The 15065-nt window shown below is 60.4% G+C and carries 11 protein-coding genes and 1 pseudogene; 6 read left to right on the top strand and 6 right to left on the bottom strand.

All coding sequences use genetic code 11. From position 1 onward, the window contains the following. Positions 1–55: 55 nt before the first annotated feature. The gene (locus ABSE61_RS04985; RefSeq protein ID WP_423869947.1) at positions 56–1378 is read right to left on the bottom strand and encodes an ActS/PrrB/RegB family redox-sensitive histidine kinase; all 1323 of its coding nucleotides are present in this window, start codon (positions 1376–1378) and stop codon (positions 56–58) included. A gap of 122 nt (positions 1379–1500) precedes the next feature. Between ABSE61_RS04985 and ABSE61_RS04980 the strand changes: the two genes are divergently transcribed. The 5 genes from ABSE61_RS04980 (at position 1501) to ABSE61_RS04960 (ending at position 7218) form a co-directional block, all read left to right on the top strand. Beyond that, positions 1501–2295, top strand: coding sequence for an ABC transporter ATP-binding protein (locus ABSE61_RS04980; RefSeq protein ID WP_423869946.1), 795 nt, complete (start codon positions 1501–1503; stop codon positions 2293–2295). Next, positions 2292–3104 (top strand): ABC transporter permease, encoded by an 813-nt coding sequence (locus ABSE61_RS04975; RefSeq protein ID WP_423869945.1) that lies wholly within the window; start codon positions 2292–2294, stop codon positions 3102–3104. The genes ABSE61_RS04980 and ABSE61_RS04975 overlap by 4 nt, the downstream gene beginning before the upstream one ends. 124 nt (positions 3105–3228) lie before the next feature. Then, on the top strand, positions 3229–4557 hold the full coding sequence (locus ABSE61_RS04970; RefSeq protein ID WP_423869944.1) for a polyhydroxyalkanoate depolymerase: 1329 nt from the start codon (positions 3229–3231) through the stop codon (positions 4555–4557). Between the two features lie 240 nt (positions 4558–4797). After that, on the top strand, positions 4798–5637 hold the full coding sequence (locus ABSE61_RS04965) for a M48 family metallopeptidase (protein ID WP_423869943.1): 840 nt from the start codon (positions 4798–4800) through the stop codon (positions 5635–5637). 189 nt (positions 5638–5826) lie between these two features. Then, positions 5827–7218 (top strand): TolC family outer membrane protein, encoded by a 1392-nt coding sequence (locus tag ABSE61_RS04960; protein ID WP_423869942.1) that lies wholly within the window; start codon positions 5827–5829, stop codon positions 7216–7218. Between the two features lie 124 nt (positions 7219–7342). Here ABSE61_RS04960 and ABSE61_RS04955 read toward each other — a convergent pair. Beyond that, positions 7343–7900 (bottom strand): annotated as a pseudogene (locus tag ABSE61_RS04955) (SDR family NAD(P)-dependent oxidoreductase); the annotation flags it as partial. Positions 7901–7974: 74 nt separating this feature from the next. Between ABSE61_RS04955 and ABSE61_RS04950 the strand changes: the two are divergent. After that, positions 7975–8601 carry a LysR substrate-binding domain-containing protein gene (locus tag ABSE61_RS04950; RefSeq protein ID WP_423869941.1) on the top strand — a complete coding sequence of 209 codons (627 nt, stop codon included), beginning with the start codon at positions 7975–7977 and terminating at the stop codon, positions 8599–8601. A gap of 46 nt (positions 8602–8647) precedes the next feature. Here the strand turns inward: ABSE61_RS04950 and ABSE61_RS04945 are convergent, their stop codons facing one another. The 4 genes from ABSE61_RS04945 to ABSE61_RS04930 form a co-directional block, all read right to left on the bottom strand. Continuing rightward, a complete protein-coding gene (locus ABSE61_RS04945) occupies positions 8648–10837 on the bottom strand; it encodes a transglycosylase domain-containing protein (RefSeq protein WP_423869940.1) in 2190 nt (729 codons plus the stop codon). Between the two features lie 326 nt (positions 10838–11163). Further along, a complete protein-coding gene (locus ABSE61_RS04940; protein ID WP_423869939.1) occupies positions 11164–13158 on the bottom strand; it encodes a methyl-accepting chemotaxis protein in 1995 nt (664 codons plus the stop codon). 88 nt (positions 13159–13246) lie between these two features. After that, a complete protein-coding gene (locus ABSE61_RS04935) occupies positions 13247–13372 on the bottom strand; it encodes a hypothetical protein (RefSeq protein ID WP_423869938.1) in 126 nt (41 codons plus the stop codon). A gap of 34 nt (positions 13373–13406) precedes the next feature. Beyond that, a complete protein-coding gene (locus ABSE61_RS04930) occupies positions 13407–14699 on the bottom strand; it encodes a carbohydrate porin (protein WP_423869937.1) in 1293 nt (430 codons plus the stop codon). Positions 14700–15065 lie beyond the last annotated feature (366 nt).

Here is a 15065-nt window from a genome sequence, read left to right as displayed (position 1 = left end):
CAACATATGGCGTCCACCGGGGCGCGCCAAGGCCGTCCGGGGCCGATTCGCTCGCTCAGGTTAATTCCGCAGCGGGTTCCTTCGTCTCGAAGCGGCTCCGCGGCCAGACGATCTGGACCACCGCGCCGTGGTCCGGAAACACCCGATTGGTAAATGAGACCGTTGCCCCGGTACGCTCGAGCAAGGTACGGGCGATGAACACGCCAAGACCGAGACCGCTGCGGACACCCTGGGCGTCATCGGCATCGCGCCGGCGCGACAAATAAGGCTCGCCGATGCGCTTGAGCAGATCGGGCGCGATTCCCGGTCCGTCGTCGGAAATGACGATTTCGACGGCCTCAGTATTCCACCAGGCATTCACCTCCACGGCGGTGCGGGCGAAATCGACAGCGTTCTCCAGGATGTTGCCGACACCGTAGATGATGGCCGGATTTCGCATCCCGACGGGTTCGGGAGTGCCGGCGACCGCGATGCGTACTTTGATGGCGACATCAAAATCGCGATGTGGCGCCACCGTCTCCTCGATCAGCGCAGACAAAGGCATGCGGTCGAACGGCGCGCCGCTCGACGACAGTTGCGTGATCTTGGCAAGGATGTCGCGGCATCGCTGCGTCTGCTCCCGCAACGTCTTGATGTCGACCAAGAGCTGCTTCTTGTCGTTGACGCCTTGCTCGAGTTCTCGCGAAATCAGGAAGATCGTCGACAGCGGCGTGCCCAGTTCGTGTGCGGCCGCAGCCGCCAGGCCGTCGAGCTGGGTCAGGTGCTGTTCCCTAGCCAGCACGAGTTCGGTGGCGGCCAGCGCGTCCGAAAGCTTACGCGCTTCTTCGGCGACCTGAAACGCGTAAAGGCTGGTGACGCCAATGGCGACGACGATCGAGAGCCAGACGCCGAACAGATAGATCGGCGGCAACACCAACGGATCATCGCTGTCCCAGGGGAGCGGGAAATGAATGAACACGAGAACGGAGGCGCAGGCGACCGCGAGCATTCCCAGCGCGATGGTGAACCTGATCGGCAGCGCGGTGGCCGAGATCAGAACCGGCGCGAGAAACAGGAAGGAGAACGGATTCTGCAAGCCGCCGGTGAAGAACAACAGGCCAGCGAGCTCGACGATGTTCAGCGCCAGCAGCGCCGCCGCAAACGACGGCTCGAGCCGCTCCATCGGATTGAACCAGAGCTGAAGGATCAGGTTCAAAAGCGCGGAAAAGCCGACGATGGCGAGGCAAGGCACGACCTCGACATCGAATTCGAGACCCTGCTCAACGATGAAGATGGCCGCGAGTTGCCCAAGCGCGGCGAGCCAGCGCAGCCGCAGAATCGTGTCCAGGCGGACCTGGCGGCGGGGAAGACGAAAATCGGCGGCGGCGGCATCGGACATCAGCACCAAACCAATCTAGCGGCACGAGCGGCCGCCGACAAATTTCCCTGATCTGTCACCCGCGAGGTAAGGCCACGGGAAGCCTTGCGCCAAGGAAGTTAATACCTCTATGAACAGGCCCGATGACCAACAAAGTCACCATGACGGCAGAACGAGCCCCGATCGACCGGCGCGAAGCCGCGGCGATCGACGTTGCGCATCTCGTGAAGCTCTACAAAAGCACCCGGGCGGTCGACGATATTTCGTTCTCGATCGCACGCGGCAGCATCACCGGGCTGCTCGGCGGTAATGGCGCCGGCAAAACCACGACCATTGCCATGATCATGGGACTGGTCCTGCCGACTTCGGGACGCATCGAGGTCCTGGGTCACCCGATGCCGAACGAGAGCGCCGAGGTGCTTGGCCGGATGAATTTCGAAAGTCCCTATGTCGATATGCCGTCGCGGCTCACGGTGCGGCAGAACTTGAAGATATTCGGCCGCCTCTATTCGGTGGCCAATCTGGCCGCGCGGATCGACAAGCTCGCCGCCGACCTCGACCTTGGCGATTTTCTCGATCGCCCCAGTGGCAAGCTTTCCGCCGGACAAAAGACCCGCGTAGCGCTGGCAAAGGCGCTGATCAATCGACCCGAATTGCTGCTGCTCGACGAACCGACGGCGTCGCTCGATCCCGACACTGCCGACTGGATCAGGCAGCACCTTGAGACCTATCGCAAGGAGAACGGCGCGACCATCCTGCTCGCCTCCCACAACATGCTGGAGGTGGAGCGCCTGTGCGACCGCGTCATCATCATGAAGCGCGGCCGCATCGAGGACGACGACAGCCCGCAACAGATCATGGCCCGCTACAACAGGGCGACGATGGAGGAAGTGTTTCTCGACGTCGCCCGCGGCCGGGTTCAGGAGGCGACGCCATGAGCGCACTCACCACTGGTATTTCGCTGCACCGGATCGCGGCGATGATCCTGCGCTACTGGTACGTCCTGATGTCGTCATGGCCGCGGCTGTTGGAGCTGCTGTATTGGCCGGCGCTGCAGATCGTGACCTGGGGCTTTCTTCAGAATTACATCTCGCAGAATGCCGGCTTCTTTGCCCGTGCCGGCGGCACGCTGGTCGGCGCGGTGATCCTGTGGGACATCCTGTTCCGCGGTCAGCTCGGCTTTTCGATCTCCTTTCTTGAGGAGATGTGGGCGCGCAATCTCGGCAACCTGATGATGAGCCCGTTGAAGCCGGTCGAATTCCTGCTCGCGCTGATGGCGATGAGCCTGATACGGCTTATGATCGGCGTCATTCCGATGACGCTGCTCGCGATGATCTTTTTCGACTTCAATCTATACGGCATCGGATTCCCGCTGATCGCCTTTTTCTGCAACCTGATCTTCACCAGCTGGTCGGTCGGAATCTTCGTCTCCGGGCTGGTGCTGCGCCATGGGCTTGGCGCCGAGAGCATCGTCTGGACGCTGATGTTCGCCATGATGCCGCTGGCCTGCATCTACTATCCGGTAACGGTGCTGCCGCATTGGCTGCAGCATGTCGCCTGGGCGCTGCCGCCGACTTACGTGTTCGAAGGCATGCGCGCATTGTTAACGGAGCATGTATTTCACACCGATCTGATGATCGATGCGCTCGCCATCAATGTGGTCCTGATCGCGGCATCGTTTGCGGTGTTTCTGGTGCTTCTGCGCAGCGCGCGGCAACACGGATCGTTGATCCAGACCGGCGAATAGCCCGTTAAAACCCGGGATCTTGGCATACTTAACTTGTGCAGCGGCGTGGCAATGCCGATCTATGCATTGACGCTTTATTGTGCTTTTTGCACTATATTGCGACGCAAAAGGAAACGAGGGCGAAATGCCGATTGGGGAGTTTGGTGGCGCGCCGCCACTGGTGGCCGAAGGCAGCCCGGCACTGACAACGCCGATGTACTGGATGTACGAAATGGCGCACGCGTCGCTCAATCCCGCGCGCGCGGTGACCGACGCTACAAAGATCCTGTTTCAGAATCCGCTCAATCCGTGGTCGCACACCGAGGCCGGCAAATCGGTCGCCGCGGCGTGTGAACTGTTCGAGCGAACCACCCGTCGTTACGGCAAGCCCGAATGGGGCCTCCAAGATACCGACGTCAACGGGATCCGTACGCCGGTCGAAGTTCGCAGCGTCTGGGAGAAGCCGTTCTGCCGGTTGTTGTACTTCGACCGCAAGCTGACGCGCCCCTTGCGCAGCCCGCAGCCGCGCGTGCTGATCGTGGCGCCGATGTCCGGCCACTACGCCACGCTGTTGCGCGGCACGGTCGAAGCTTTTCTGCCGGGCCACGAAGTCTACATCACCGATTGGGCCGATGCCCGGATGGTCCCGCTGACCGAAGGCCGTTTCGACCTCGACGACTATGTCGACTACGTCATCGAAATGCTCCATGTGCTGGGCGGCAACATGCATGTCATCGCGGTGTGCCAACCCTCCGTGCCTGTGGTAGCAGCGGTTTCCGTCATGGAAGCGGAAAACGACCCTTTCGTTCCGATTTCGATGACGTTGATGGGCGGCCCGATCGATACCCGCCGCAATCCGACCGCGGTCAACAACCTCGCCGCCGAACGCGGCATCGACTGGTTCCGCAACCACGTCATCACGAAAGTCCCGTTTCCACATCCCGGCGTGATGCGCGACGTCTATCCGGGTTTCTTGCAGCTCAACGGCTTCATCAGCATGAACCTCGACCGGCACATGGACGCCCACAAGGAGCTGTTCCGGAATCTCGTGAAGGGCGACGGCGATCTGGTCGACAAGCACCGCGACTTTTATGACGAATATCTGGCGGTGATGGATCTTTCGGCGGAATATTACCTGCAAACCGTCGATACCGTTTTCGTCAAGCACGCTCTGCCCAGAGGCGAGATGACCCATCGCGGCAAGCTGGTCGAGCCTTCCAAGGTCAGGCGCGTCGCGCTGATGACGGTGGAAGGCGAGAACGACGACATTTCCGGGCTCGGGCAGACCGAAGCGACGCACACTTTGTGCAGTTCGATCCCCAATCATCGCCGGGTGCACTATGTGCAGAAGGGCGTCGGTCACTACGGAGTCTTCAACGGCTCGCGTTTCAAATCGGAAATCGTGCCACGCATTCACGATTTCATGGTGTCGGCTGCGAACGTGAAGCCTTCGCTCGCTTACGCTGCGGAGTGATCGCATCATCAGCACTGAAATTCGTGCGGAACATCGCTTTCCGCAAAATCCGCCACCTAGGTGAGCGGTCTCTAAGCTGCTGATATGGCCGGAAGAAACCCGAATCCGGGCTCGATTAAAAGAATGAATATTAATTCGTTCTTTTAAGACCCTAACTGGGTTACTTTTTAGTCCAAATTTCCTGTTCCACCCCCATTCTATAGGGTCGGCACTGGGGCTTAGCCCCTGTATATTGGGCAAATGATTTGTTTTCGCGCCGAGCGATTTACCTGGCGGCGGATATGGCAGAATCCGGGCGAACTCTTGCTCCCCGGAATTGCAGACATGGCCACTCGCGCGCTCCTTTATCGGCGGCCTTACGAACCTTCTCGCCTTTTGGTCAAACACGGCTCGCAAATCTATTCGGTGCGGCTGCGCCGTCATCGGCGCGCGCGTCGTTATACCTTGCGGATCCATCCGAGTGATCGCGAAGCGATCCTCACCATCCCGCCGCGCGGCACGATTGCCGACGCCAAGGACTTTGCGCAACGTCACGGCGGCTGGATCGCCGCACGTCTCGGCCGGTTGCCGAAGGCAGCGCCGTTTCTTCCGGGCACGGTGGTGCCGCTCCGCGGGGTCGCGCACCGGATCGTGCACCGCGCCGGCCAGCGCGGCACGGTCTGGACCGAAATTCGCGACAGCGGCGAGCGTATCATCTGCGTGGCCGGCGGCGCCGACTATATCGAGCGGCGGGTGCACGACTACCTCAAGCGCGAAGCCCGCAAGGATTTGCAGAAAGCTGCCACATCCTATGCCCAGGCGCTCGGCGTGCGCGTGCGGCGGATATCGATCCGCGACCAGTCGAGCCGCTGGGGTTCATGCACGTCGGCGGGCTCGCTGTCGTTCTCGTGGCGGCTGATCCTCGCACCGCCTTACGTGCTTGATTACCTCGCCGCCCATGAAGTAGCCCACCTCGTCGAAATGAACCATTCGGCGCGGTTCTGGAAGGTCGTTGCGAAAGTCTGCAACCATGTCGAACGTGCCAAGACCTGGCTGGACACACATGGCAACGATCTGCACCGTTATGGTATCCAGGATTGAGGTGCTCGCCGTCGAGCACCTCTGATAGGCGGACCCCGCCGCTGTTTTGAGCGAAAAAAGCAACACTGCGCGATATTCCGGCGGCCATCACGCTCGCGTGCTGGGAAGCCTACAGCTATGCGCTTTTGATCCACTTCTGAATTGCGTATGGATGTTGTCAGGCTGCCTAAGGCGTTGGATAACTTGAATATGGGTGGGGCAAGAGTTTTAACCGGAACAGCGGCGGCCGTCGTTCTCCTTGGTCAATTGGCAGCGTTGTCAGCTTATGCCGACACCATGGAGGGCGCGCTGTTGCGCGCCTACCGGAACAATCCCCAGCTCAACGCGCAGCGCGCCTCGGTGCGCGTCACCGACGAAAACGTCCCACAGGCGCTGGCCGGCTATCGCCCCAAGGCCGCGATGACCTTCACCGGAGGCGCCCAATTCGTCAATCAGCTTGCCGATGGCTCGGTCGGCAAGAAGATCGAAGAGGGAATACAAGGCCCCCATTCCGCCGCTCTCACCGTGACCGAGACGGTCTACAACGGCAATCAAACCTCCAACAAAACCCGCGCCGCTGAAAGCCAGGTTTTTGGCGCGCGCGAGGGCTTGCGGCTCATGGAGCAGTCGGTGCTGCTCGCAGCCGCCACCATTTACATGGATTATCTGCGCGACGCCGCGATCCTGGAGGTCCAGAAAAGCAATACGCATGTCCTCGAACTGACCCTGAGGCAGACCCGCGACCGCTACAGTGCGGGCCTCGTCACGCCGACCGACGTTGCCCAATCCGAGGCGCAACTTGCGGCAGCCAAGAGTCAAGAACTCGCGGCGGTCTCGACGCTGACGACCACGCGCGCGAACTTCCGCCGCATCATCGGCATCGAGCCGGCAAACCTGCAACCGGCCTCGCCGGTCGACCGCTATCTGCCGCAAACGGTGGGCGGCGCGATCGAACTGGCGCTCCGGCAAAATCCCAACGTGACCGCCGCGACGTACGGCGTCGACGTCAGTTTTCTCACTGTGAAAATCAACGAAGGCGCGCTGTACCCAACGGTCTCTTTGCAGGCGACGGTGTCGAAGGTCTGGGACCCGAACATCACGACCATCAACCAGTTCACCGCGGCCGCCAATGCTCAGCTGACCGTGCCGGTCTACCAGGGCGGGGCTGAGTACTCTCTGATCCGGCAATCAAAGGAAACGCTGGCGCAGCAGCGTCTCACGCTGGAGCAGGTTCGCGATCAGGCTCGTGCCGATCTTGTTACTGCATGGGGTCAACTGTTGGCCGGGAAGGCGCAGGTGACAGCCGCGCAGTCGCAAGTCCAGGCCTCCGAGATCGCTTATCTCGGCACCACCAAGGAAGCCCAGGTCGGCCAGCGCACCGTGATCGACATCCTCAATGCGCAACAGACGCTGGTGAACGCCCGCGTGGCGCTGGTGACGGCGCAACATGACCGCGTCGTTGCCTCTTACGCCGTCTTGAACGCGATCGGGCGCCTGTCGCCTCAGGTGCTGCATCTGTCGACGCAAACCTATGACGCAAGCGTTCACTACCAGCAGGTGCGCGACAACTGGGTTGGCGTCAGCACGCCCGACGGCCACTGAGTTCTACGCGAAACACCCGTCCCGTTACTGCCGCCGCTTTTGCACCCTCAATCCGTTTCTTCGGATTAGAGCGCCTGGGGCGAACACCCGGCGGCAAGTCCGCCGGGTGTCGATAGCGACCCTCTCAAGCCTGCGCTTTCGGCTTCAGAAGATCGCTTAAGCCGACACGGTGCAGCATCTCGGCGCGGACGCGATCGAGCACGGTGAAGCCGACATCGGCGCCGTCTTGCGTGGGATCGATGTGAACGCGAAACGGCCGCCTTCCGAATGGGGTGTCGACGACGTTCACGATCGCTTCGGCAACCGCGCCGGCGTCCGCGTCAGGCGGCACGATGGCCGCAAACGCCTTCTGGATCTGTCGGCCAAAGCCGTTATACGGGCCCGCCTCATACTCCACGGCGCGCGCGGCATCGGCCGGTCGACCCAAATGGGCGAAGTGGTTGGTGCCGGAGGTGAAAGCGCCGGGCACGATGATCGAGGTCTCGATGCCCCAGCGCGACAGTTCCCGCGCATATTGCACGGCAATCGCATCCATCGCCGCCTTGGCGGCAAAGTAGGATGCGAGGTAAGGCGGGGTCCCGCCTGCGGAGCTGCTGCTGGAAACCCAGACCAGAAGGCCTTGTTTTTGTCGGCGCATATGCGGCAGCACGGCACGGTTGACGCGTTGCGTGCGAAGCCTATTACCGGCGGTGCCTCGCCATTCTTGAGGATGTGGAAGACGCCGAGGGCGCATTCTCTGGCACCAAGCCGAGGGGCATGTTGCGCATTGAGGTGCAGGGCACGCTGGCGCGCCATTTCCTGATGCCGAACCTGCCGGCGTTCTTCGCGCAGCACCCGGAGATCGAGATATCGATGAGCGAGAGCGATCGCTGGGTCGACCTGGTGCATGAAGGCGTGGACTGCGCGCTACGCTGGGGCGAACTTGCCGATAGCGGGTTGGTGGCACGCCGCCTCGCGGTGCTGACGCGTATCACCTGTGCGTCTCCGGCCTATGTGAAACGCTTCGGCCGCGCGAAAACGTTACAGGATCTCGACGCAGGCCATCAGATGGTCGGCTTGCGCCGCTTCACCACCGGTGACCTCGAACCGCTGAGCTTTTTCGTTGACGGCAAGCTGCACAAATTGTCGCTTCCCGCGCCGTTCTCGGTCACGGGACCGGAAAGCTATCTGCTGGCCACGAGACTCGGCTTGGGGCTCGCGCAGATGCCGCATTTTCATGTTGCCGAAGATCTCAAGCGCGGACATCTGGTGGCTCTGCTGACCGATAGTCCGCCCCCGTCCGCGCCGGTCTCGCTGATGTATGCCCAGAACCGTCAGCTCTCGCCGCGCGTGCGTGCATTTAGCGATTGGCTTGCGCGTCAGTTTAACAAAAGCGACGCGTGAGAACGTCCAGGCAATCCCAAAAATGCAGCGCGCGTGAGCCGACGCTCTACCGTCCAAACAACCGATCCACCAGCCAGCCGTCGAGGCCGCCCGCGGCCTCCGGGCGAACAGAGGCCCGGGTCGACGCGGGCTTGGCAGCAACGGCCGGCGGCGGACTGACGGGTGCGCCCGGCGACGCCGCGCCCGAAGACACCGCTTGCGCGATCGTGGTGAGCAGTCCGCCCGGCGTCGAGGCCGGCAGTGGTGCAGGCGGCACGCCTTGATGGGCGGCTTTCATGAAGCGGGTCCAGATTTCCACCGGCAAGCCGCCGCCGGTTGCTTTTTTGGTCGGCGAACTGTCGTCGTTGCCGAGCCAGACGCCGGTCACCAGGTTAGCCGTGTAGCCGATGAACCAGGCATCGCGAAAATCCTGGCTGGTCCCGGTCTTGCCGGCCGCCATCCAGCCCGGCAGTTCCGCTTTATGCGCGGTGCCGGAGAGCAGCGTCTCCTGCATCATCGTGTTCATCATCGCGACGTAATGCGGATCGATCACCTGGCCGAGTTGATCGGCGGAGCGGGTATAGAGAACCTTGCCGTCGACGGTGCGGATTTTGGTCACGACATGCGGCGAAACACCGAGGCCGCCATTGGCAAACGGCGCATAGGCACCGACCAGTTCCACCACCGAGACTTCGGAGGTGCCGAGCGCGATCGAGGCATTGGCGTCGAGCTTCGATGAAATGCCGAGCCGATGCGCGGTGCGCACCACATTCTTGGGGCCGACCTCGAGCACGAGTCGCACCGCGACCGTATTGAGCGACATCGCCAGCGCCTGCGTCAGCGTCACGGGGCCGAAATATTGATGACCGTAATTCTCGGGCTTCCAGCCCTTGATATCGAGCGGCGCGTCCTGGCGGACCGTCTCCGGCGTCAAGCCCGCTTCAATCGCGGTGAGATAAACGAAGGGCTTGAAGGCCGAACCCGGCTGGCGCTTCGCCATCACCGCGCGATTATACTGGCTTTCGGAATAGTTGCGGCCGCCGACCATGGCGCGCACCGCGCCATCCGGCGACATCGCCACCATCGCGCCCTGGCTGACGTCGAACTTCACACTTTTCGCCGCAAGCTCGTCGATGATCGCGGCCTCCGCGACCGCCTGCAGTTTCGGATCGATCGAAGTTTCCACCACCACGCTCTGGTCGATCTGGCCGACGAGATCGTCGAGCACTTCGCCGATCCAGTCCGCCACATAGTTGATCGTCCCGGCGCCGACCGGCTTCACATTGTAGGACGGATGACCGATCGAGGCCTGCGCCTGCGCTTCGGTAATGAATTTGGCTTCCGCCATCGCGGTCAGCACGGTTTGCGCCCGCGCTTCCGCACCTTCCGGATTGCGATTGGGCGCAAGTCTCGACGGCGATTTGACGAGACCAGCCAGCATCGCGGCTTCCGCAATGGTGACGTTCTTGGCCGACTTGCCGAAGTAACGCTGGCTTGCTGCCTCCACGCCATAGGCGCCAGAACCGAAATAGACGCGGTTGAGATAGAGCTCGAGAATCTCGGCCTTGGAGTGCTTGCGCTCCAGCCAGAGCGCCAGTTCGGCTTCCTGCAATTTGCGCTGGAAGGTTCGTTCCTGGGTCAGGAACAGGTTTTTCGCCAGTTGCTGGGTGAGCGTCGAGCCGCCTTGCGACACGCCGCGATGCAGGATGTTGGCAACCGCCGCTCGCAGAATGCCCCAGGGGTCGATGCCGAAATGCGAATAGAAACGGCGGTCCTCAATGGCGATGAACGCTTTCGGCAGATACGGGGGCAAATCCTTCAGCGCGACATTGCTGCCGGCCATTTCGCCGCGAATGGCGAGCACGCTGCCGTCGGCGCCGGTGATCTGGATGGTCGGCGGCCGTTTCGGGATTTCAAGCGACTGGATCGCGGGCAGATGCGCGCCGACCCAGATGACGAGACCGACCGCGGCAATGGCACCCCAGAGGCCGAGCACCGCCCCCCAATAGAGCAGCCGTCCTATGGGAAGACCCTTGCTCGACTTCGACCGCCGCTTGGCGCCGCTGCGGCTCGCGCGCGGCTTGCGCTCCGGCGGCGGCTCGTCGTCGACATCGTCGTTCTTCGGCCGGGGCGATTTTTTCGGCGCGCCGCCGCCGGGAACACGGTCATCGGGCGACAGCCGCAGATCGGAAAGCGCCGCAGCAAGGCCGAATACTGGCTCCTTGCGCCCACCGCCCTTTTTTCGTCCCCACGCCATACGCCAAACGCCCGCACCAATAGATGCGGCCACGGTAGCGGGACGGATTTAAAGCCGTCTTAAACGATGGTTAATTGCAAGCCGCGGCGCTTCTCGTAACCGTTTGACTTGCAAGGAATTCAGACCCGCTTAACCCTAAGCGGGTGGAGAATTCGCAAATGCCGCCGTGCAAGAGCCGCCGCGTCAAGACGGGCTTGCGGCGGCATCGACAGACTTACTGACCGAAACGCTTCCAAAAGTGGCCGCCGAGATGGCTCTCTCACTCCTGGTTTATAATCTGACAAGGGTCATGAGCATCGTGGGCATTAGAGCGCTGGCGAGCCAAGCTAGGCCGCTTTGCGACCCGCTATGAATTCTCTAACCGCCTGTCCGGCGATTTCGGTCAAGTCAAAGCGCAACGAAACCCCGGCCGCATCCTTGCCCGTTACAAAGCCTCCGAGCTTTGTCGTTAGGCCGTCAATCACAAGGCTGACAGCGTCGTTTACGCCAATGTCGGCCTTCAGATCACGTAGTCGCGCCCCGCCTTCGGAAAGGTCGTGGATAACGATCCGATGCGAAATGCCGCGCGCCTCAAGCGTTCCAGGTTGATTTATCTCCTTGCGCTCGAGCATACGGCGATTGACGTCTGCCGTCGAAGTACGAATGACACGGACCAGAATTGAGCGAAGATTATCGACCTTGTTCGCAATGTCGGAAGACCCATCGCGAATTTCAGAGGCGCGACGGCTGGTCTCCACAGCCTCGGTTGATACGACCACAATTTGCGCCGCAACTTCGCGCGCCGCCTGTGACGTCTGTTCGACGGTCCGAGCGATTTCACTCGTCACAGCGCTTTGTTCCTCGACCGCTGCCGAAATCATCGACGATACAGATTCCACATTCCGGATTACTTCGCCAATAGCGCTGATGGATGCAACTGACTCTTCTGTTGCGTGTTGGATTTCAGAGATCTGTTGGGCGATTTCGGTCGTTGCCCTAGCCGTTTGTTCCGCCAAAGACTTTACTTCGGCGGCAACCACCGCAAACCCGCGGCCGGCCAGTCCTGCACGTGCGGCTTCGATTGTTGCGTTGAGCGCCAGGAGATTCGTCTGACTGGCTATTTCGCTGATTAAATTTGTAACCGCGCCAACTCTGCTGGCTGCGTTCGACAATTTTCCGATCGTCGACTGCGCTTTGCTGGAAGCAGCAACCGCTTTCACCGTCAGGACCCGTGATGCGTTCACCTGAGACGCGATTTCGGTGATCGATTTGCTCAGCTCATTGGATGATGTAGCCACGATTTCCGCATTCAACAGCGCTTCTTCTGCGGCGGCCGCTACACTGGTGCTGTTGGTCCCAAGCAGCACAGCGCCATCGTTCATTTGAACCGCATTTTTGGCCATGCGGTCCGTGCCGGCTGCAATCTGGCTAACAGCAGCCGTCGTTTCGCGTTCGACCGTCTCAGCCATCTTCTGCAAAGCTTGCACGCGCTCGCGCTGCGCCTCCTCCTGAGCCAAGAGATGCAATCCTTCGAGGTGCTTTTTCTCAATCGCCGTTTCCCGGAAGATTTTGATGGCGGCCGCCATTTCGCCGATCTCGTCACCACGCTGGGCCGCCACGAATTCGACAGAGGTATCGCCACCAGCCAGCCGTGTCGCGTCGGCGACGAGTTCGCGGATCGGCCTGGTTATCCAGCGCACAACGAGCGTAGCAACCAACAGCATGACGATGGTCAGACCTCCGAGGATCAGAATATAGGAGTTTCTGATGGTGGCATTGGTGACCGCTTGCGCATCTTCCGACGCTTTGTCGTTTACCCTTAGAATTTGATTGGTAAGTATTGCGATCTCCTCCATGGATTCGTTTAGGACGGGATCACATTTCTCGTGCATTTGCGTCGCCGCGCGGCTTTTGTCTCCCCCTTTGATGGAGTTCGCCAAATCTATCGTTTCGGCGCAAACTCCGGTCAATGCGAGATTTACTTTTGCTCCAATTTGCCCGATCTCGGCCTCTTTCGACGGCATGGCTCCAACCGCCGTTTTTATCTGCTTATTGAAATACTCCCGCGAATCATTGATTTCCTTTGTCGCGCTCTGACTCCGCTCCTCGGTGACCTCGGTGATCAACCGATAGATAGAGCGGTTCAGGTACACAAGATTCCGGTTCGCGCGCGCGATCGCCAGATTGGCTCGGCCTGGACCGTCAATCAGATCACCGTATGTATCATCGATATATCGCATTTTTCCGGTGGCGAACACGGTCGCTCCCAGCGACACCAAAGCAAGCAGACTCAAGAGCATCAATATCTTCGGCAGAATCTTAAACTGGAGAAGCTTCTGCATAACTGAATACTTTCATTCCGTGTTTGCCGCGCGCCTGGCGACAGGCACCGCGGAGACTGATCCCTCCGCGTCAGCCGCGAGCGGTTGTCTATTTGCAGTCGGGGTCGGTCGACTTCGGCGGGCAATCCGCGTCGCCTCGTCCCCCGCGCGCGTCCGCAGCCGCGACGCCGAAGAGAACGAGGAGCAGAAATAGCAGTGAAACGATCTTTCGCATGGCGTCTTCCCTGATCTTGCCGCTAGGCGCATTCTTAAAGGTTGAACAAGCGGCCTATTTCGAAATGAAGACCGACCAGAAAGTCATTTTTCACGGCCCCGTTAAATCCCGGATGCAAAGTGTACTGAATGTTCGGCTGCACCGTCAGCCAATCGCTTAGCACCGCGCGATAGGTCAATTCAAAGATGGTCTCATAAGCGTAAACTGCGTTGCCCTCAGCAAGTTGTGCCTGCTGGAATGGTTCGCCCGCGCGAGCGACGCCGACTCCGAATCCGAATCTGTCCCCGGGACGGGTGTCGAACAGACCCGTAAATGTGAGCCCGGCATTCACCGAGCGGTCGACCGCGTTCACCTTCGGATCGGCGATACCGAAGTTGACGAATACGTCCAATCCGCGCGCGTCCTTGATCGTGTAAAGACGGGTTGCTCCGCCGATGTAGGCGCCGGCGCTCCCGCGGGCCTGTCGTAACTCGCCGCTGTCGGTGTATTCGTTCTGAGTGTCCATCAGACCAGTGTACATCCAGTAACCTGCCATGATCTTGGTGCGAGCGATTGGCGTATAATCGACTTCTGCAATCGCCAAAGCGCCAGTCTTGTTGCTGAAGGTGGAGGAATTGCTTTGCGGCAAAGCCGCCTCGTCCGCCATTCCGTTGACCACGGCGCCCTGAACGCTCCACTGATCGTTTATTATCTGTCTGATGCGCACCCCGAGCGCTGTGTTCGGATAGGTCGACGGGCCATTCAACCCCTGCGCACCCGAGACATCGAGCGTCGATGTCCAGGCAAAGGCGCCGTTGAAGAACATATCCATCGGCCGGGTGACGCCAAACTCTGTTTCCAGGTCCATCACCCCGAACCTGATGTCGGTGTTCCCTATCTTCTGGTCGTAGTAGACTTGATAGAGACGGAGCAGATTGCCTCTGTCGACATCGATGGCGCTCGGGTCCTGGAATGCGCCGACAAAGTGCTCGTTCAACGAGGGGCCGCTATTATAGAAACCCGACACGACAAACCGGCCTCCGGTCCAGCCGAACGCTTTGTCGGTATTGACACTTAGAGAAGCATAATAGTTAGCCATGTAGTCGTTGCCGTTCTGCAGGCCGCCGCTATTTTGCCAGGCTTCGCCCGTGTATTGCAGCCTGAGCTGGAATGGAGAAGGGCTGCTGTCGGTCAAGACCTGCGAAAGCGGCCGAAGTGCAACCGGCACCGAGGGATCGACCAGCGCTGGCAGCGCGGCCGGCACCGACAGATCGGCCGCAAGAGCCGGAAAACTAAAGCACCAACTCGCGACAACGGCCAAACGACAGAGAACTGTGCTGCGTGCCAAAGGCCCATTCCTTTTTGAAAATCGACATGGGGCACCGTGGCAATGAGTCATTAACCAAAAGACATGATTACCGTCCGTATGAATACGCACATTCCAAATAAAATGACCTTGAATACATTCGTCACACCGTATTTCTGGCGAGTTAGGCGTCAGATGCTAAGTATAAATACGTAGACATCCCGCCTCGGGGCATGCGGGATGCGCCGCCGAGCCAACTCTGAATATCGCCTCTGAGGCACACGGCAGTGGCTAAGGAATCGCACACTGGTGCAATCGCCGGGGTGTCCGTAAAGCTTCCATGCGGCGGGGTGTCTAGGAATCGGCGCAATCAGCGCCGGCTAGCAGCTACCAATGTCGATCGCATCC

Origin of the sequence: Bradyrhizobium sp., assembly GCF_049519115.1 — a bacterium.
GTDB lineage: Bacteria > Pseudomonadota > Alphaproteobacteria > Rhizobiales > Xanthobacteraceae > Bradyrhizobium.
This window is presented reverse-complemented; position numbering and strand designations above follow the sequence as displayed.

Excerpts from the sequence above, each read along its gene's own strand:
- ABSE61_RS04985 (WP_423869947.1), bottom strand. The coding sequence starts at position 1,378 with ATGTCCGATGCCGCCGCCGCCGATTTTCGTCTTCCCCGCCGCCAGGTC.
- ABSE61_RS04980 (WP_423869946.1), top strand. The coding sequence starts at position 1,501 with ATGACCAACAAAGTCACCATGACGGCAGAACGAGCCCCGATCGACCGG.
- ABSE61_RS04975 (WP_423869945.1), top strand. The coding sequence starts at position 2,292 with ATGAGCGCACTCACCACTGGTATTTCGCTGCACCGGATCGCGGCGATG.
- ABSE61_RS04970 (WP_423869944.1), top strand. The coding sequence starts at position 3,229 with ATGCCGATTGGGGAGTTTGGTGGCGCGCCGCCACTGGTGGCCGAAGGC.
- ABSE61_RS04965 (WP_423869943.1), top strand. The coding sequence starts at position 4,798 with ATGATTTGTTTTCGCGCCGAGCGATTTACCTGGCGGCGGATATGGCAG.
- ABSE61_RS04960 (WP_423869942.1), top strand. The coding sequence starts at position 5,827 with ATGGGTGGGGCAAGAGTTTTAACCGGAACAGCGGCGGCCGTCGTTCTC.
- ABSE61_RS04950 (WP_423869941.1), top strand. The coding sequence starts at position 7,975 with ATGTTGCGCATTGAGGTGCAGGGCACGCTGGCGCGCCATTTCCTGATG.
- ABSE61_RS04945 (WP_423869940.1), bottom strand. The coding sequence starts at position 10,837 with ATGGCGTGGGGACGAAAAAAGGGCGGTGGGCGCAAGGAGCCAGTATTC.
- ABSE61_RS04940 (WP_423869939.1), bottom strand. The coding sequence starts at position 13,158 with ATGCAGAAGCTTCTCCAGTTTAAGATTCTGCCGAAGATATTGATGCTC.
- ABSE61_RS04935 (WP_423869938.1), bottom strand. The coding sequence starts at position 13,372 with ATGCGAAAGATCGTTTCACTGCTATTTCTGCTCCTCGTTCTCTTCGGC.